Source organism: Dokdonia sp. Hel_I_53 (assembly GCF_007827465.1).
In the GTDB taxonomy this organism is placed as follows: domain Bacteria; phylum Bacteroidota; class Bacteroidia; order Flavobacteriales; family Flavobacteriaceae; genus Dokdonia.
In genome coordinates this window covers 1,972,942-1,991,028 of sequence record NZ_VISL01000001.1, presented here as the reverse complement: position 1 = coordinate 1,991,028, position 18,087 = coordinate 1,972,942, and the positions used below count along the sequence as shown (strand labels likewise).

General features: G+C 34.3%; 14 protein-coding genes. 5 read left to right on the top strand and 9 right to left on the bottom strand.

Annotated features, from left to right (window positions below):
• Nucleotides 1–68: 68 nt before the first annotated feature.
• The 3 genes from OD90_RS08850 to rnr all read right to left on the bottom strand — a co-directional run bounded on the left by OD90_RS08850 (nucleotide 69) and on the right by rnr (nucleotide 4,726).
• A complete protein-coding gene (locus OD90_RS08850; RefSeq protein WP_144668818.1) occupies nucleotides 69–740 on the bottom strand; it encodes a head GIN domain-containing protein in 672 nt (223 codons plus the stop codon).
• A gap of 116 nt (nucleotides 741–856) precedes the next feature.
• Nucleotides 857–2,380, bottom strand: a complete 1,524-nt coding sequence (locus tag OD90_RS08845; protein WP_144668817.1) for a carbon-nitrogen hydrolase family protein — start codon at nucleotides 2,378–2,380, stop codon at nucleotides 857–859.
• A gap of 141 nt (nucleotides 2,381–2,521) precedes the next feature.
• Nucleotides 2,522–4,726, bottom strand: a complete 2,205-nt coding sequence (gene rnr, locus OD90_RS08840) for a ribonuclease R (RefSeq protein ID WP_144668816.1) — start codon at nucleotides 4,724–4,726, stop codon at nucleotides 2,522–2,524.
• Nucleotides 4,727–5,919: 1,193 nt separating this feature from the next.
• Here rnr and rpiB point away from each other — a divergent pair.
• Both rpiB and OD90_RS08830 read left to right on the top strand, forming a co-directional pair.
• Nucleotides 5,920–6,351: a ribose 5-phosphate isomerase B gene (gene rpiB / locus OD90_RS08835; RefSeq protein ID WP_144668815.1), complete on the top strand. Its 432-nt coding sequence runs from the start codon at nucleotides 5,920–5,922 to the stop codon at nucleotides 6,349–6,351.
• A gap of 28 nt (nucleotides 6,352–6,379) precedes the next feature.
• Entirely contained in the window at nucleotides 6,380–6,835 is a 456-nt protein-coding gene (locus tag OD90_RS08830; RefSeq protein ID WP_144668814.1) for a GNAT family N-acetyltransferase, read from the top strand.
• Between the two features lie 369 nt (nucleotides 6,836–7,204).
• On the opposite strand, the gene OD90_RS08825 is transcribed toward OD90_RS08830, so the two are convergent.
• Nucleotides 7,205–9,475: a TonB-dependent receptor plug domain-containing protein gene (locus tag OD90_RS08825; protein WP_186434738.1), complete on the bottom strand. Its 2,271-nt coding sequence runs from the start codon at nucleotides 9,473–9,475 to the stop codon at nucleotides 7,205–7,207.
• 253 nt (nucleotides 9,476–9,728) lie between these two features.
• Here OD90_RS08825 and OD90_RS08820 point away from each other — a divergent pair, with 253 nt between their 5' ends.
• Nucleotides 9,729–10,235: a GNAT family N-acetyltransferase gene (locus OD90_RS08820; RefSeq protein WP_144668812.1), complete on the top strand. Its 507-nt coding sequence runs from the start codon at nucleotides 9,729–9,731 to the stop codon at nucleotides 10,233–10,235.
• Nucleotides 10,236–10,355: 120 nt separating this feature from the next.
• Here the strand turns inward: OD90_RS08820 and OD90_RS08815 are convergent, their stop codons facing one another.
• Both OD90_RS08815 and rnpA read right to left on the bottom strand, forming a co-directional pair.
• Entirely contained in the window at nucleotides 10,356–11,981 is a 1,626-nt protein-coding gene (locus tag OD90_RS08815; protein WP_144668811.1) for a S41 family peptidase, read from the bottom strand.
• 203 nt (nucleotides 11,982–12,184) lie between these two features.
• A complete protein-coding gene (gene rnpA / locus OD90_RS08810) occupies nucleotides 12,185–12,562 on the bottom strand; it encodes a ribonuclease P protein component (RefSeq protein WP_144668810.1) in 378 nt (125 codons plus the stop codon).
• A gap of 181 nt (nucleotides 12,563–12,743) precedes the next feature.
• Here rnpA and OD90_RS08805 point away from each other — a divergent pair, with 181 nt between their 5' ends.
• Both OD90_RS08805 and OD90_RS08800 read left to right on the top strand, forming a co-directional pair.
• Nucleotides 12,744–13,103: a S24 family peptidase gene (locus tag OD90_RS08805; protein WP_144668809.1), complete on the top strand. Its 360-nt coding sequence runs from the start codon at nucleotides 12,744–12,746 to the stop codon at nucleotides 13,101–13,103.
• The gene (locus OD90_RS08800) at nucleotides 13,100–14,386 is read left to right on the top strand and encodes a Y-family DNA polymerase (RefSeq protein ID WP_144668808.1); all 1,287 of its coding nucleotides are present in this window, start codon (nucleotides 13,100–13,102) and stop codon (nucleotides 14,384–14,386) included. Before OD90_RS08805 ends, OD90_RS08800 begins: the two co-directional genes overlap by 4 nt.
• Here the strand turns inward: OD90_RS08800 and OD90_RS08795 are convergent.
• From OD90_RS08795 to OD90_RS08785, 3 genes are all read right to left on the bottom strand, one after another.
• A complete protein-coding gene (locus OD90_RS08795) occupies nucleotides 14,370–15,098 on the bottom strand; it encodes a phosphatase PAP2 family protein (protein ID WP_261374493.1) in 729 nt (242 codons plus the stop codon). The genes OD90_RS08800 and OD90_RS08795 overlap by 17 nt on opposite strands.
• Nucleotides 15,099–15,143: 45 nt before the next feature.
• Nucleotides 15,144–16,115: a peptidoglycan DD-metalloendopeptidase family protein gene (locus tag OD90_RS08790; protein ID WP_144668807.1), complete on the bottom strand. Its 972-nt coding sequence runs from the start codon at nucleotides 16,113–16,115 to the stop codon at nucleotides 15,144–15,146.
• 96 nt (nucleotides 16,116–16,211) lie between these two features.
• A complete protein-coding gene (locus OD90_RS08785) occupies nucleotides 16,212–18,056 on the bottom strand; it encodes a M1 family metallopeptidase (RefSeq protein ID WP_144668806.1) in 1,845 nt (614 codons plus the stop codon).
• Nucleotides 18,057–18,087 lie beyond the last annotated feature (31 nt).

Sequence of the window (18,087 nt, the reverse complement as noted above, 5' to 3'; positions counted from 1 at the left end):
ACTACAAATAAGAAAAGGATAACTACGAGTGTAATTATCCTTATAAATAAATGATTGATGTGTAAGATTTACATAATACGTATACGCCCTCCAAAGGTTCTTTTACGTTTTACCTCTGCAGGTTTACCATAGATATCTATATCACCACCAGCTCGTATCGTAAGGTCTGCAAGCTTGCTAGCATATGCCTCTACTACGCCTCCAGCTTGTACAAATATCTCTGCCGTTTCCGTTTGTAATTCTCTTCCTTCGTACCTACCGCCTGTGTTTACTTTTACTTTTTGTACAATAGCTTGTCCACTAGCTTCTATAACCCCTCCAGTTACTGCTCTTAAAAAAGCCTCTTTCACTTCTAAGCCTACTTTTATTACCGCACCTTCTTGCATCTTAATTTCAATACGGTCTTGAATAATAAGCTCATTTGATGTTATCACAGCACCTTCATTTCCATCTATTACTTCTAGATTATTGTAGTAAACATGTACAAACGTTTTATTTCCATCAAAAATAAGATCAAAGTCCATTTTTACTTTGAGAACACCTTGAACGTTTACCACATTTACTTGGCTTGCATCTTCTCCAGAAATGACTACCTTATTTTGATCTGATTTTACTAAATTAACAACGATACGGTCGTATACTTTTACCTCTGTGAAGTCACCAACATTCTTTGTGATAGGATTTTGAGCTACTACAATTGAGGTTATGAGTAGCGCAATGTAGGTATATAATGTTTTCATAAGTTATCTTTCTTTAAAGACCCTAGTGTTTTTGAAATGTTACACTTTGATATGATGAATATAAATTTAATTAATTGTTTTACGCTTTCGCGAAAGCGTAACCAGTCCCTATAAAATTATTTTCTTCTCAACTCAAATAGGTCTTTACGCCTATCTCTAAGATTCTTTACAGCTCCAAATTGATTGAGATTACGTAGTAGATCTATATCACAATCTGCAATGAGGATCATTTCTGTATTAGGGGTTGCCTCAGCCTTAATTCCGTTTGCTGGAAATGAAAAGTCACAGGGTGTAAATACCATTGATTGTGCATACTGGATATCCATATTGTGCACTTTAGGTAAATTGCCAACACTTCCTGCAATGGCCACGTAACATTCATTCTCAATAGCTCTTGCCTGAGCACAATTACGTACACGTGAGTAACCATTTTGAGTATCTGTTAAGAATGGAACAAAAAGAATATCCATGCCATCATCTGCAAGTATTCTACTTAGTTCTGGAAATTCTGAATCATAGCATACTAAGATGCCTATCTTACCACAATCGGTATCAAAAGAATGCAGTTTAGATCCTCCTTGCATACCCCATACTTTTGCCTCGTCTGGTGTCACATGTAGTTTCTCATAACGTTCTGTAGAACCGTCTCTCCTGCATAGATATCCCACGTTGTACAATAGATCATCTACTACTTCTGGCATACTTCCCGTAATGATATTTATATTATAAGAGATTGCCAGTTGAGAGAATCTATTTTTAATTTCTTCTGTATGCTTTGCCAGTTCTCGTATTGCTTCAGAAACTGGCAAGTGATTATTTTCTGCCATTAATGGCGCATTAAAGAATTCTGGAAATAAGGCAAAATCTGAGCGATATCCAGAAACAGCATCTACAAAATATTCTGCTTGCTGCATTAATTCTTCTAGGTCTTTATACAAACGCATTTGCCATTGTATCAAACCTAGGCGTACTACCTTTTTCTGAGTAGCGGCAACTTCAGACTTTTTCTCGTAGTAAATATTATTCCATTCTAATAATACAGCAAATTCACCCGAGTCACCATCTCCAGGGAGATATCCCTTTAAGATTTTTGCTGGGTGAAAGTCATTATTGATCTGAAAGTTTAAAACAGGGTCGTGTATTTCCTTGCGTTTTACCTTTTCTATGTATTCTTTAGGAGTTATTGAAGCTGCATGTTTATGATAATTAGGAATACGTCCACCGAATAAGATTCCTTTTAAATTTTGTTCTTCACATAGTTCTTTACGGTAATCGTACAATCTTCTCCCTAGCCTAAGACCTCTGTATTCTTTTTTGATAAATACATCAATCCCATATAAAATATCTCCTTGAGGTTGGTGTGTATTAAAGCTATAATTACCCGTAATCTCTTGGTAAGTGTGTACATCATCAAAAGTAGCTTCATTAAGTTTTATAGATAATGCACAACCTGCTATCTTGCCATCTATTTTTATGACTACTTGACCTTCTTGAAACTTATCAATAAGCGCGGTAATTTGCTTCTCATCCCAATACATATCTGGCATATTAGAATATGCTTCAATCATGGCACTTTTAAGCTCTTCATAATCATTAAGCGTTAAATATTTAAGCTCAATATTTTCTATAGTTGTAGTCATTTCGTTTGTGTAAGGAGTTGATTTTAGTATTCCTTAAGAAGCGCAAAATTAGTGAGGGTTGTTCTTAATTTTTTGGTAAAATTAGTAATAAAAAAACCTAGTGTTTACACACTAGGTTTCAGAAATCTTTTATTTTATAAATTATTGATTCAACCCTTCCTTCACTCCTATCAAAGTAAAGTCAAGATGCTTCTTAACTAAATCTGCTTCTTTTACTTTTACTACTACTTCATCACCTAAGGTTATTTGTAATCCTGTTTTTTTACCTATAACAGAATAGCTGTCTTGATCAAACTCATAATGATCGCCTTTAATATCCTTAAGACGAACCATTCCTTCACACTTGTTTGAAATGATCTCTACATAAATTCCCCACTCGGTTACTCCAGAAATAACGCCTACAAACTCTTCATCTTTATGATCTTGCATAAATTTGACTTGCATGTATTTGATACTATCACGCTCAGACTTAGTCGCTAGTTGTTCCATTGCAGAAGAGTGTTTACAACGCTCTTCATACTTTTCTTCACTCGCGCTTTTACCGCCATCTAAATAGTGTTGTAACAATCTATGAACCATTACATCTGGATACCTGCGTATGGGAGATGTGAAGTGACTATAATAATCAAAAGCTAGTCCGTAGTGACCAATATTATCTGTGGAATAAATAGCCTTACTCATGGTACGAATGGCTAAAGTATCTACTAAATTTTGCTCTTTTTTTCCTTGTACGTCGCTAAGCAAGCTGTTGAGAGAAGCAGTTGTACTCTTACGATCTTTAAGGTTCATTTTATACCCAAATTTGCCCACCACTTTTTCTAAAGCCGCTAGTTTTTCATCATCTGGCTCATCGTGTATACGATAGACAAATGTCTTTTTAGGCGTTTGTTTTCCTATAAATTCTGATACTTTTCTATTGGCTAAGAGCATAAACTCTTCAATCAATTTATTTGCATCTTTTGAGGTCTTAAAGAATACGCCTGTAGGATTTGCATCCTCATCTAAATCAAACTTAACTTCGACTTTATCAAATGAAATTGCTCCATCCTTCATACGCTGGCGACGCATTACTTTTGCTAGACGGTCAAGTTCTAATGTAGCTTCCACCAACTCATCGGCAACATCGTATTGCTTACCTGTGAGGGATACTTCAGCTGGGATAGTTTTGGATCTACTTTCTATGATTGCCTGTGCTTCTTCATAGGCAAAACGTGCATCACTATAAGTAACTGTACGGCCGTACCATTCATTTACAATTTTCGCGGAAGCGGGCTTCATCTCAAAAACAGCTGAGAAGGTATATTTTTCTTCATGAGGTCTTAAAGAACACGCACCGTTACTTAAAATTTCTGGCAACATTGGTACTACCCTATCTACTAGATATACGGAAGTAGCACGCTCATAAGCCTCATCATCAAGTATTGTTCCTGGTGTAAGGTAATGGCTTACATCTGCAATGTGGATTCCTATCTCGTAATTTCCATTCTCAAGTACTTGGAAACTTAGGGCATCATCAAAATCTTTTGCATCCTTTGGATCTATTGTATACGTGAGTACGTCCCGCATGTCGCGGCGCTTCTTAATTTCACTTTCTTTTATAGAGGTATCAATTTTATTTGCAAACTCTTCTACTTCTGCTGGAAATTCATAGGGTAGTCCATATTGAGCAAGAATAGAATGGATTTCTGTGTTGTGCTCGCCAGGTTTACCAAGCACTTTTGTAACTTTTCCTACTGGTGAATCTTCTTTATCTGGCCAGCTCTCAATTTTTACAACTACTTTGTCGCCATCTTCTGCTTCTCCTAAATTACTTAGCGGTACAAAAACATCTGTATACATTTTGTTAGACTCAGAAGTAATTACAAAGGCGAAGTTTTTTTGAAGTTTTACAACTCCTACAAAATCCTCAGTTTTACGCTGGATAATTTTTGTAATCTCTCCATCGCTCTTACTGCTTCTACGTTTTTTATAAACGTAAACTTCAACTTCATCCCCATTTAAAGCATGATTAAGATGATGAGGTGGGATAAAAATATCTTGTTCTAAACCGTCTACCATCACATAACCGCCACCTTTACCAGAAACATCTAATATTCCCGTGTGGTAATTTTCATTAGGTGTGAGTTTAAACTGACCGCGGCCTTCTTCAACAATTTGTTCTTTTGCCTTTAATTGCTGTAAGTTTTTTATAATTTGATTTCGGCTAGATGGATCATCAACATCAAGTTTTGCTGCTATTTGCTTATAATTGAATGTTTTATTTTGATCTGCCTTTAGAATTTTAATAATTCTTTCTGAGAGGTTTGATATTTTGCCTGATCCTCTCCTTCTTTTCTTCTGATTCATTTAATTTATTTCTAATACAAAATTAGGGTTAAATAATTCAATGCATCTATATGTGTTAAAATTTTAAGTTTTAGTAACATAATAATTTATTTATAGGCTGTATGAATAGTTATGATTTGAAATTTACATTATGAATATTTTTAAAAAAACGATGATCGCTTAGGTTCTCATTTAAATTACTAGCCTAAAAAACAGTTGCTTACCTAAAAAAAAAGGTTATAGATTAGGTAATTCTTAAATTTATCTTAATTTTGTTAAACCTTTTAACACTGAAGTTGTCTACAGTATTGAAGATTATGGCTATACCAAAGAAATATTACAGCACTACGCTATTGCTTATCCTAATATTTATAGTAGGTATAATTGGTTTCGTCATATATATCAATGCGAGTTTTGAAGCGAATCCTGCGCAACAGACCTCTACCACTTATAAAACTTCAACTGTTCTAAACAGCTAAAATTCTTTCCCATTATTTTTCTAGTTGATCTTTAAAAAAAAGTATTAGAAATACCATTTTACTAAAAGTAAAATTACAGTTGCTTTTACATCTATAAGTCTTGTCAATTTTAATTGTTTTCAACATACTATATAAACAACATTTGTTTTCTTTAAAATTTTAAAAAATAATTGATGATTATTATATACTGTGAATAGCGGTATAACTTTAAGTATAGAAGTTAGCATATATTACTTTTTGATACTTATTGACATATTATGAGACTTTATAAAGTGTATTGATTGACTGAATTTATGGAATTTAGCAATCTCTGTTAACAATTGTTAATAACCTAGATTGACATAAAATTGATCATAAATAAGTTATGAACTTATTAAAAATATGGTCAAAAGTTATTCATAAAATTGCTCACTTTTAGGGAGAGAAAAATTTGCTTTGTAATAACCATGCGCTGTATTGTGTTTTTAAATTTATAATCCAAATAGAGTTATCATTTTAGATTAAAAGTTATTGACAAGTACTATAAACAATCTAAAGCTACTTATGAACAACGCTCTATTTCATAAATCCTTAAGCTATTCTTCCTATATCTAAACTTCTTGTAGAAAGGTACTTATGCTAATTTACGCTTTCGCGAAAGCGTATTGACAGCCGTATTAAATATTACTATTAAAACCTCGTAAGGAGGATAGCTGTATCTCATTTTGTTATTTTTGTTTGTAAAACAAACGTACTATGAAAATCTCCATCGGTAATGATCACGCAGGCACAAGTTATAAAGTAGCTATAAAAAGTTATTTAGAATCAGAAGGACATAATGTAAAAAACTATGGAACGGATAGTGATGCTAGTGTAGACTATCCAGATTTTGGACACCCTGTAGCTCAAGATATTGAGGAGGGTCGTGTAGATTTTGGTATTGTTATCTGTGGGAGTGGTAATGGTATTGCAATGAGTGTTAACAAACATAAAGGGGTACGTGGTGCGCTTTGCTGGATAAAAGAAATTGCCATTCTTGCCCGTGAGCATAACAATGCAAATGTGCTAGCTATACCTGCTAGATATACTTCAGAAAATCAAGCAATAGCTATTGTAAAGGCATTTTTAAATACTCCTTTTGAAGGGGGTCGTCACCAGCTTAGAGTTGAAAAAATAGCATGTAAATAGTATAAAAAAACCGCTTCGCGGCAAGATTATGGAGAAAATTGCGCTCGATTTTAAAATAAAAAAGTTTGAGTTTTTATCGATAAAGGAATTGTATGCGCTTTTGCAATTACGTGCAGAAGTTTTTATAGTAGAGCAAGACTGTGTTTATCAAGATATAGATTATAAAGATCAAGATGCCATCCATATTCTTGGATATAAAGATGACGAGTTAGTCGCATACACCCGTATATTTAAATCAGGACTTTATTTTGATAAAGCAAGTATAGGTCGTGTTCTTGTAAAGCAGAAAGAACGTAATCATGCATATGGCTATGATCTCATGGAAGCTTCTATACAATGTATTTATGATTTTTATGAAGAGCAGCCCATTAAAATTTCAGCCCAGACATATCTCAAAAAGTTTTATAATAACTTAGGTTTTTACGAGGTAGGTAAAGAATACTTAGAGGACGGTATCCCTCATATAGGTATGATTAAATCATAAAATAGTCTTCTTTTACACTTCTGGTAATTAATATGTTCTCTAGTGAGACAGATTTACTTTAGTATATGTAGGGAGAAAAAATTTTAAGTTCATCAAACTGTGAGGTCTTTACTTTAAGGGACCTACGGAAGGTTAATATAAATAATGATCTAAGAGACAGTAGCTTTTTGATTGTGATTATTTTACTAGTGAGAAAGCATACTTATACCTTGTATGGGCTGAGTATAGCGCTATTTTACCTAAAATTAAATATTAATTTATTGAAGTCATTCTTTTTTTTTGAAAATTCATTAATAATTAAAGCTAATGCTTGACGTATAATTTACCAAAGTCTAAATATAAAAAAACCTGTTAAGCCATCATTATTATTTAGTCAACAGCTAATGTTGTTTTTAGAAAAAATATATTATTATTAGAACTCAAAGGAATAAGTTTTTGTTTTTTTGTCTCATTTGGGCTACCGTAATTTTTATAAATTGTAACGAAAGCAAATGATTCTTTAGAAGTAAATGGGCTGTCCTTTGATTCAATACCAAAATAATATTCTCCTAATTGCTGAGGGTTGATATTTATTACTTTAGAAAGTACCCCATACTTTAAATTATTTTGAATCTCATCATATCCCAATTCTTCAGTATGGTCCCAATACAATAATTTCTTATTTGGACTTACGATGTTTAGTCTAAACCTATCATCGTAACTTGTCCATTCAATTTCTAATCGTAGTTTCTGATAGGCTGCATTTAGATAATTTTTTGGAATGCTAGATGTATCCCAAGAGCCGTTTCTTTTATTTAATAACTTTTTATATGCATATACTATTTGAGGCCTAAGATTACTAAAATCAATTTCTAAATTTGCGCTTCCGTCTAGAATTTTTTGAAATAAGGTTATTGCTTCTTTATTTTTGTTTGCATTACCAAGTGCCTTTGCAAAATCTAGATAATTTTGTGATTCGTATGGACTCAATTTTAAAATACGTTCATATATTTTTAAAGCCTCACTATGATTATTTCTTTTTCTAAAGATAAAAGCAGCGACACGTAAAACAGATAATTGATCCTTATGATATACAAGAATATTAGATAATATTCTTTTTGCTATGCCATATTTCTTATTCTTATGGAAAAATTCTGAAGAATTAAGAAAGTATCGAGGATCTTCTTTAAATTCATCTTTATATTTTAAATAGTTTTGATAAGAAGTGTTGATATTTTTATGCATAAGTCTATCAACATATTTTGTGCTAGTTTTAATATCAATAATGCTCAAATCTCCTGAAAAAATACTTAGTTCACGTGTATAATTTCTTCTTGTTTTTTCTTTTATGTAGACTTTGTTTTTAGATTTAGTTTCTATCAGAAAAACACCAGCACTTCCTTGTGTGCCATATCGGTTAGTAGCTGCTAAACCCTTTAGTACAGTAATACTTTTAACATCATCTGGATTAATGAAACTATAATCTACTGTTTTATCTGGAGTACTTCTTTTAAGAGGAATACCATCTACTACAAAAAGTGGATAAATTGATGTATAGGCTTTAAATTTATTATCACCCTTACTAAATGTCGGAATATTGCGATTATTGCGAACTATAACTTTTCCTAAATTCTGAGAATCAAATAGTTGTACACCCGAAAACTTACCACTTATCATTTCTCCTAAAGTTCTAGCAGAGTCAGAAATATCATCTCTATCTATAGTCTCAATAGCATACCCTACAGACTCTTCACTTACTTTTCCATAAGCCGTAATTTTTTGAAGATTAGATTTACTAGATTTCCGACTAGATAGTAATACCTCATCAAGGTTTTCCACTTGTTCTGTTAAGTAAACATATTGCAACTCTTTATCTGGAACTACAAGTTTTTTTTGATTTTTTCCAAGGCTATTAAATGTAAGCGTATCACCTAATCTTACTGTTGTTTCAAACATTCCTTGATTATTAATAGTAAAATTTTGAAGTTTACCATTTTGAAATATTTCAAAATTTTGAATGACATCTCCCGTCTCGTAGGAGTAGCAAAATCCAGAAATTAAAAATTCATCTTGGCTTTTAGGAATCGGCTCATAGATCGTAAAAATGATTTTATCTGAAATAATATCTTGAACAATATTCTTAACGCCTATTTTTCTGAGGTCAAAATAATACCCCAATTTCTTAAAAGCAAAATTGTGGAGAACTTTACTGGATACATTATCTGAGGAATTTATAGCTATTATCTGCGCGTCAAAAGTTGAGTAGTCACTTTCATTTAGAGATAGTCCATTGGTGAATATTAGATATTGATCTGCCCACCCATTAATATGTTCAATTGGAATCACAGAATCACCATCATAAACGATATTCTTCAAATATTTAATAAGTGATGATGAGTCTCCATTTATGATTGGATAGAAGTCAAAATTTAAAACTTCATTTGAAAAGACAACCAATTTTACTTCTGCGTCATAAACTTCATTGAGATAAGCGTCAAGAAATTCAAGTTCAAGGTTTAAATTTTTATTATCAACAAATGAGGAGGCATCCCAAAATACAGTGATTTTTTTTGAATCAACTTTAGAAGAAATCTTAGAAGAAGCCAAAAGTTTTGAAATATAAAAAACACTAATAATACTAAGAAAAACTTTCCTTTTCATAATTATAAAATATTTGTCTAGTCTAAATTTACAAAATAAACTTTTAGACATATTTTCATTTTCTTCATTCTAAAAATTGTAAATTTTTTCCCTTGATTGCATAATACTCATAGTTAATTTTGCCATACCGGCATAAATTCAAAAAAATCTAAAAAAGATTCCATAAGAGTATGTGTATAAATGTGATAAAATCTCTTTTTTTGTTAAATAGAAAAACTTAAAATAGACAATCACTGTGTCCTATCTTTGAGAAATGTACAAAATATTCACGACAGAGCGCCTTACAATACGACCCGTTACTGTAGCAGATGCACCTTTTATTTACTCATTAGTAAATTCGCCTAAATGGCTTCAATTCATAGGAGATAGAAACGTGCATAGTATCTCAGAGGCCGAAAATTATATACGTTTAAAAATCACTCCACAATTTGAAAAGCTAGGCTATGGAAACTATATGGTCGTTCGAGATAAAGACGGAGTTTTATTAGGTAATTGTGGTCTATATGATCGTTCAGGGTTAGAAGGCGTAGATATAGGATTTGCTTTTTTGGAGCAACATGAGAAAAAAGGATATGCGTATGAGGCTGCTCGTAAATTAGTTGAGGTTGCTTTTAATGAGTTTAAACTTTCAAAAATAGGAGCTATCACCGTAGAAGATAATATAGCATCTCAAAAATTGTTAAAAAAACTAGGTCTAGCGTTTACCAAAAAAATTGAAATTGATGGCGATGAGTTACTCTATTTTGAAATTTCAAAATAGTCTTCTTAAGTCTGTCTATATTTTTAAAATACTCCCCAGATAGAATGAGCCTTGTAGCAACATAAAATATAGACTTTTAAGCGACATTCACGAAATAAGGAAATGTCTTAAAGTGGTAAATTAGTAATTGAGAATCTTCTTGTATTTTCCTTTATCACCTAGAACAGTCACTGCCTCTTGAATTTCTTTATTATGAAGGAGTTGGTATTCATACAGTCCATCTCTATAGAAATATCGTTTTACAATCTCATCTACTAGTAAATTCTCTATTTCTTCTTGCCGTTCATCTATAGCTTTTTCTTTTGCTTTAGCAATGGCCGCATCTAAGGTGTTGTAAGCAGATAAAACTTCTTTCTCTATGTCATCTTTTCCAGCTTGTTGTAGCGCTTTTTCAAACGCAACTTCTGTTTCTGTCTCATATTCAAACCCCGTTTGTTTCAAAAATCTTTTGAAGTCATTATAATCTGCGTTTGTCCAGCTGAATTCGGTCATATTACTATATTGATGACGGTAATAATAATCTGTAGCATATTCAAAAATTGCATTGTCTTTAAGCAAAGCAGTGGTCACGGGACTTAATTTTGCAGAAGAAATTTGGATATCTGGCAATACACCGCCCCCATCAAAAACCTTACGCCCATTTACTGTTTTAAACTCATTGTAATCATCTGCATTAGTTCTTACAGCATTTCCATCATCATCACGGTTCCAGTAATCTAGCGCCTGTATACACCTCCCAGAAGGCGTGTAATAGCGAGAAATAGTAATCTTAACCGAAGTTCCGTAAGTGAGTGGTTTAGGACGTTGTACCAGTCCTTTACCAAATGTTCTAGCGCCCACTACAACAGCACGATCATAATCTTGTAATCCTCCAGAAACGATTTCAGAAGCAGAAGCGCTACGGCCATTTACAAGCACTACGAGCGGTATTTCTGTGTCTACAGGTTCCTGCTTTGTAACATACGTTTTGTTATACTTTTTTACGACAGATTTTGTGGTGGTAATAAGTTTGCCTTTAGGTAAAAATAGGTTACAGATGTTGATAGCTTCACTCAAAAGACCTCCGCCATTTCCTCTTAAATCTAGAATAATTTTTGAGGCCCCATCAGACTTTAAATTTACGAGCGCTTCCTTCACTTGCGCAGAAGCCTTTTTATTGAACTTTGTAAGAACAATGTAGCCAGTATCCCCATTAATTAATTTTGAAAAGGGCACTGCATCTATTTCTACAGAAGATCTTGTAATGGTCGTGGTAGACGATTTTCCTTGACGGCTATAGGTAATCTCTACCTCACTATTAGGAGCCCCTTTTAAAAGATCACCAGCATCCCCCTCAAACTCTTTTACATTTATATCTCCTATTTTCAAAATCTCGTCGCCCGCTTTTAGCCCAGCTTTATCTGCTGGATAGCCCTTACGAGGTTCCATAATAGTCATCTTACTATCTTGATTGCGTACAGTTGCTCCTATGCCAGAATAATCTCCACTGCGATTAATGCGCGCATCTTCTACCTCTTGCTCTGTCCAGTATTTTGTATATGGGTCTAGGTCTTCTAGCATCCCCTCGATGGCGCTATTCATTAAATCTGCTGGATTTGTCTCATCCACATAATTCATATTAAGCTCCTTAAAAAGATCTGTAAAAATCTCAATTTGCTTTGCAATTTCAAAAAAGTCACTTTTAAAACTTAAGGTCCCTATAGCAATGGTGATGGCTAATATAGGTATGATTATTTTCTTTTTCATTTAGAATTTCTTTAGTTCTAGAGTCATTGGATATAACGTAAAATTACGGTAAAGAGTATAGTATGCTTTCGCGAAAGCGTACATCTGTTCACGCCACATTTTTCCTATAGAATAGTACATAACTATTTCTAGATCTAACAAGATAAGAAAAGGAGAGAGATGTAACAAGTCTATAAAAACAGGAAAGCTCGTGCAGAAAGTTGTTATGAAAGAACAGTCACCTCATTAAAACGTTTTATAAGTTTAATTATAGCCTTATGAAGATCTTGCTGAGAGATTTCTTCTCGACCAGTATATAGAAAAAGAAGCGCATAGCTTTTACCGCTAGTGTCTATAAGGTTTTTATGTAGGCGGTACGATTCACGCATTAAACGTTTGATGCGGTTACGTGAGACAGCAAGCTTAAAACTACGTTTTGAAACAGAAACCCCAGCCTGAACATTAATTCCTTCTACTGGTAGCGGCGTTTCAAGATATACTAGGCGTAGCGGATATGATTTTACAGAGTGTCCCTCAACAAATAATGCATCAATGATCTTTCTTGATTTGAGTCTTTCGGCCTTGGGATACGTGTATTTCATTAGGACAAAGATAGTTTTTTTCGCTTTCGCGAAAGCGAAATACTAACTCACAAAGCATTGCGTGAAGCCATTCTTTTTTAAGTCAAGGAGTACTATTGAGATGATATCAAAAAAATAAAACACACGTTAAATATTGGAATAAATACATTAATATGGAAAATATCCATACTTTTACATTATTATGGAGTTGAAAATTAAAAAAATACAGCGGGCACTTGTAGATTATAATGGAAATACCTCTGTACAAACGGGTTTTCCTAGTCCTGCTACGCACTACAGAGAGCCTGTAATAGATTTAAATCAAGCACTTACAACGTCAAAAGAAGCGACTTTCTATGTACGTGTAAAAGGGAATGAGTGGCGCGATTTTAATATTCTAGATCAAGATATTTTAGTCATAGACCGGGCATTGTCACCAGCGCTTGACACATTAGCACTAGTAATTGAGGAAGGTGATTTTAATGTGATTAGGATCACAAAGCTTAAAAGTCAACTGGAACTTTGGGGTATCATAACATACATAATACATAAGGCTATATGATTGCGATGGTAGACTGTAATAGTTTCTATGCATCTTGTGAGCAAGTGTTTAGACCAGACTTAAAAGGAAGACCTGTAGCGGTGCTAAGCAATAATGATGGCTGTATCATTGCAAAAAATAAAGAAGCAAAAGCACTAACACACATTCCATATAGTGAGCCTCTTTTTAAAATAAAACACGTGCTGGAAGCAAATGATGTGACGCTTTTCTCTTCTAATTATACACTATATGGCGATCTATCTGATCGTGTGATGAATGTTTTGAGAACGTTCTCTCCAGATGTAGAAGTATACAGTATTGATGAGTCTTTTGTAAATCTCACAGGTATGCAGCACATAGATCTAGAGACTTATGGAACTCAGATAAAAGAGAAAGTAGTGCGTTATACGGGTATTCCCGTAGGTGTAGGGATTGCCCCCACTAAAGTACTTGCTAAACTTGCTAATCGTATCTCAAAAAAGTTTCCTGCTTGTAAACACGTTTTTGTGTTGGATACAGAAGACAAAAGGATTAAAGCACTTAAATGGGCCGAAACAAAAGATATATGGGGTCTGGGGAAAAAGCATGTAGAACGCCTCGCAAAAGTAGGCGTGTTTAATGCCTATGAGTTTACACAGCTCCCTCTGTCATGGGTACGGAAGGAAATGACAGTGGTAGGAGAACGCATGTGGAGAGAACTCAATGGAGAATCGTGTATCACTTTTGAAACGCTTCCGCGAAAGAAAAAAGCCATAGGCACCGCAAAGTCTTTTGGAAAAAAACTATCAGACCTTGCAACCATTGAAGAGGCTTGTGCCTATTATATAAGCGAGACAAGCGAGGTGTTGCGGGCTCAGAAATGTTGCTGCACTTATTTACAGGTGTTTTTAACTACTAATTATCATAGCCTCTACGATAACCAGTATAGAGACAGTAAAACAATTACACTTGCTGTGCCTACAAATAATACGTTTACACTTATTAGCGAGGGCAAACGTGCCTTGCAAATGATTTATAAAAAAGGATATCGCTATAAAAAGGTAGGAGTAAATTTATTAGGGCTTATTCCAGAAAATCAAGTTCAAGGAAATCTTTTTGCAACAGGGCAGTCACTTAATACTACACTCATTAAAACGTTTGACACCATTAATAATCGCTATGGGAAATCTACAGTGAGTGCGGGGTTATCAGGCACAAAGAAAAGTAAAAAGCAATGGGAACTTATCAAAGAGGAACGGAGTCCAAGGTTTACTACACAGTGGGGTGAGTTATTAGAAATAGGTATAATTAAAAAGACATCGTAAATGCCAGACCCACATGTTCCCCATTATAAAATGGAGTCGCTAGTGCCTTCGTGGATTTAGATTTTAAAAAAATACGCTTCAGAAAAGGATATATGGCATATGCAATTTTTGTACTTAAAATTCCAATTCCTGCTCCAGCTACTACATCAGAAAACCAATGCTTATTATTATAAAGTCGTAAGAATGCAGTACTTACAGCAAATGCATAGCCTGTGACTCCATACCATATAGAGACATCTCTGTATTCTTGATATAAAAACTCTGCACCCATAAAGGCGGTTGCAGTGTGTCCAGAAGGAAAAGACCTATTGCTATATCCATCTGGACGCTTTATTCCTGTATTGTTTTTTATAATACGCACACTGCCTCCCATAAGAACGTAGGCGCTTCCAAGAATTAGTGTGCGGTCTATAAAATCATGTTTGCCTGGTACCCCAAATAGGTTAAGCACATATACGGAAGCAGAGGGAAGAAATTGTGTGACATCATCAATAGGAAAGGAATCTTCTTTACCGTCGATATATTGATTTATAGGAGTATCTAAATCTTTGACACTTGAAACATTAAGTGCTACAGCGCCGTATGTAATAAGTGTTGTGGGTATGATAAAGGACTCATAGGAAAGAGAGCGATCTTTTTTAAAAATAGAATCTTTAATTACGTTTTTTTGTGCACTAGTGGAGGCTGTAAAACAAATTGTAGATAGTATCAATATACATTTTCTCATTCGGATGGATCCGCTAGGTAATTTACACATCTAATTAGGGTTTGATACTTTATCGCCCTTCACAGGAGAATAATCAACTTTTACCTCTCCATTCACTTCAATAGACTTAAAATAACTTTTTGCGCCAGTTGCCACGTTCATGTCTTCCACATTCTGCATATGGTAATGGAGGTGAGGCTCTGATGAGTTTCCAGAATTTCCACACAACCCGAGCAACTCCCCTTGCACTACTTTCTGGCCTAGTTCAACAATTATAGAATGTTGTTTAAAATGAGCAAAATATAGAAACTCATCATTTGAGGTTTTTAAGATCACTGTATTTCCAGGAACGTAGATTGGATTGAGTTCCCCTGGGAGGTTATCTTTTATCCCATCTACAACCAGAACAACTTCTGCATCACAAGGAGCAATTAAATGTTTTCCAAAAGCATAATAATCTTCATTTGTCTTTCCGTCTGTTTTATAAGATTTTCCAGAGGTATCTGTGATTACTAAGTCAAAAGCATTTTTTTGAGCTGTACTCTCTACATGATAATTTTGCATGACGGTATCCCCTCCCCATGTAACGGTCCACGTTTTAGTAAAGGGAAGTATAAGATCAGAAATATTTTTTTCTAGAACGGGAAGTTTATTTTCTTTGTAAGGCTCAATAAAGAGGCCTGTGATTTTTGACTCTTTATTAGAAGCTATATTAATAGAAAAAAGTCCATTAGTGAAGGTAGTTTTATAAGAGGCAAAACCTTTTCGAGTTATTCTATCAAATTTATAAGCTTCTATTTTACCAAGATTATTTTTGAGATTTGAGAAGTAAGTTATAGCTTTTTCTAAAGGCAGAAAAGACTGCATGCTTTCTGAAAATAGATCAAATAACGCTTGGTCATTTCCATTATTAAAATGTTTTTCAAACAGGTTTACAACCTCTTGATGCTTAGGTATATCATTTTGAGCACTACTTATATTTATAAACCCAATAAGTAATAGGAGAAAGAAAAAATTCTTCATTTTAAAAAAGTTTGACTCAAAAATACTCATTTTATAAAATCAAAAAAGGCCCTAATAATTAGTTAGGACCTTTTTTGATTCTTTGTAATCTCGCTTCTATTCTTTGATCCAAGTATTATCTTCTTGATCAATATCTGCCATTAATCTAGTAGGGTCTATTGTCATCATCTTTACGTCCTTTAAAGGAGCATCGATCACAAACGAATACGTTGGGTTCGTCCAAGGCCAATCTTCTAACTGCTTACGCATAATATTTGGAGTTTGATTTTCTTTTTCAGCACGCATCATTCTGAGTGGGATGTAGTAAGACATTTTGCTCCCATCTGATTTTTCTACATAAAGATCTATAGGCATGGGCATGAGCCCTTTTCGCGTAAGCGTAACCTTTGTGTTGTCCCCGTCTGCTTCAACACTAGTGATTCCGTAATCGATGGTGTTTGTCGTTTGTGCCCAATCCATTAGATACCAGTCTAGTTCTATTCCAGAAACTTTTTCTGCGGTTCGTTTAATGTCATTAGGAGTAGGGTGTTTGAATGCAAAATCATCGAAGTATTTCTTAAGTGTTTTGTCAAGGTTTTCTTTTCCTATTACATACCCCAGTTGTGCGAGAAATACGGCACCCTTACTATATGCAGCAATGCTGTAAGGCATATTTTCATTGTAGCGATCTGCATGTGTTGTTTGCGGCTGCTCTTTACCTGACTTTACTAAATAGTAATAGCCTCTGTAAGATCCAGCAAGTGGATTTGGGTTGTCACCACCTGTAATTTCATTTTCTGCTAGAGCAGAGATGTAAGACGTAAAACCTTCATCCATCCACTCGTGCTTTGCCTCATTACTAGCTAGTAAAAACTGAAACCATGTATGTGCCATCTCATGAGCAGTCACACCAAATAAACTTCCAAACTTGCGTTCTCCAGTAATTAATGTACACATCGCATATTCCATACCACCATCACCTCCTTGTATGACAGAATATTGGTTGTAGGGATATGTACCCACATTATTATTAAAATAAGCCAGCAATTGCGCTGTCATAGGCTGTAGCTTTTTCCAATTTTCCTTGATTGCGTCATTATCTTTATAGAAGAAATGTAAGTCTACATCATTTTCTCCCTTTGTAATGTCATGGATATATTCTGGGTCTGCAGCCCACGTAAAATCATGTACGTTGGGAGCCTTAAAATGCCAAGATAGTATTCCATTTTTACCCTTTCCAGGCTTCATAGAGGGGCCATTATATCCGTGACCAATTTCTTTAGGATTTTGTAAGTATCCCGTTCCTCCAATAGTGTAATCCTTATCAATATTAATAGTTACGTCAAAATCTCCCCACACCCCGTGAAACTCACGAGCAATGTATGGATCTGCGTGCCATCCTTCAAAATCATATTCGGCCATTTTAGGATACCATTGCGTCATTGATAGCGCAACACCTTCTTTATTGTTACGACCAGAACGACGTATTTGTGCAGGTACTTGACCTTTAAAGTCCATCTCAAAGGTGGTAGATTTTCCTGGCTTTATGGGTTCTGCAAGCTCTACTTCTAGAACCGTTCCAGCCACCTCATAGGTTAGTGGAGTACCGTCTTGGGTTAAAGAATTTATTTTTATAAATCCTATTTCATCTGGAGTTAATTTACTTATACGATCTTTTACACGACCGTCTGGATCTGCAATAGTGCGTGAGCGTACATCCATCTCACTTCCAGGTTGAAAGGCGTTAAAATATAAATGGTAAAATACACGGTCTAAGGTCTCAGGAGAGTTGTTAGTGTACTCTAATTTCTGTTTTCCATCATATTGATACGACTTTACGTCCATATCAATTTCCATTTTATAGTCTACATGTTGTTGCCAGTACGAGGTATTATTTTGAGCAAACGCTTTCGCGAAAGCAAAAACAAATATCAAGGCAAAAATTCTTAAGTTGTATTTCATTCTTTATAAAGTTTTTAGAATTAGGCTTCTA

What these genes read in the sequence shown, in the direction of transcription:
- OD90_RS08850 (WP_144668818.1), bottom strand. Translation starts at nt 740, where the DNA reads ATGAAAACATTATATACCTACATTGCGCTACTCATAACCTCAATTGTA.
- rpiB (WP_144668815.1), top strand. Translation starts at nt 5,920, where the DNA reads ATGAAAATCTCCATCGGTAATGATCACGCAGGCACAAGTTATAAAGTA.
- rnr (WP_144668816.1), bottom strand. Translation starts at nt 4,726, where the DNA reads ATGAATCAGAAGAAAAGAAGGAGAGGATCAGGCAAAATATCAAACCTC.
- OD90_RS08820 (WP_144668812.1), top strand. Translation starts at nt 9,729, where the DNA reads ATGTACAAAATATTCACGACAGAGCGCCTTACAATACGACCCGTTACT.
- OD90_RS08790 (WP_144668807.1), bottom strand. Translation starts at nt 16,115, where the DNA reads ATGAAGAATTTTTTCTTTCTCCTATTACTTATTGGGTTTATAAATATA.
- rnpA (WP_144668810.1), bottom strand. Translation starts at nt 12,562, where the DNA reads ATGAAATACACGTATCCCAAGGCCGAAAGACTCAAATCAAGAAAGATC.
- OD90_RS08785 (WP_144668806.1), bottom strand. Translation starts at nt 18,056, where the DNA reads ATGAAATACAACTTAAGAATTTTTGCCTTGATATTTGTTTTTGCTTTC.
- OD90_RS08830 (WP_144668814.1), top strand. Translation starts at nt 6,380, where the DNA reads ATGGAGAAAATTGCGCTCGATTTTAAAATAAAAAAGTTTGAGTTTTTA.
- OD90_RS08825 (WP_186434738.1), bottom strand. Translation starts at nt 9,475, where the DNA reads ATGAAAAGGAAAGTTTTTCTTAGTATTATTAGTGTTTTTTATATTTCA.
- OD90_RS08815 (WP_144668811.1), bottom strand. Translation starts at nt 11,981, where the DNA reads ATGAAAAAGAAAATAATCATACCTATATTAGCCATCACCATTGCTATA.
- OD90_RS08805 (WP_144668809.1), top strand. Translation starts at nt 12,744, where the DNA reads ATGGAGTTGAAAATTAAAAAAATACAGCGGGCACTTGTAGATTATAAT.
- OD90_RS08800 (WP_144668808.1), top strand. Translation starts at nt 13,100, where the DNA reads ATGATTGCGATGGTAGACTGTAATAGTTTCTATGCATCTTGTGAGCAA.
- OD90_RS08845 (WP_144668817.1), bottom strand. Translation starts at nt 2,380, where the DNA reads ATGACTACAACTATAGAAAATATTGAGCTTAAATATTTAACGCTTAAT.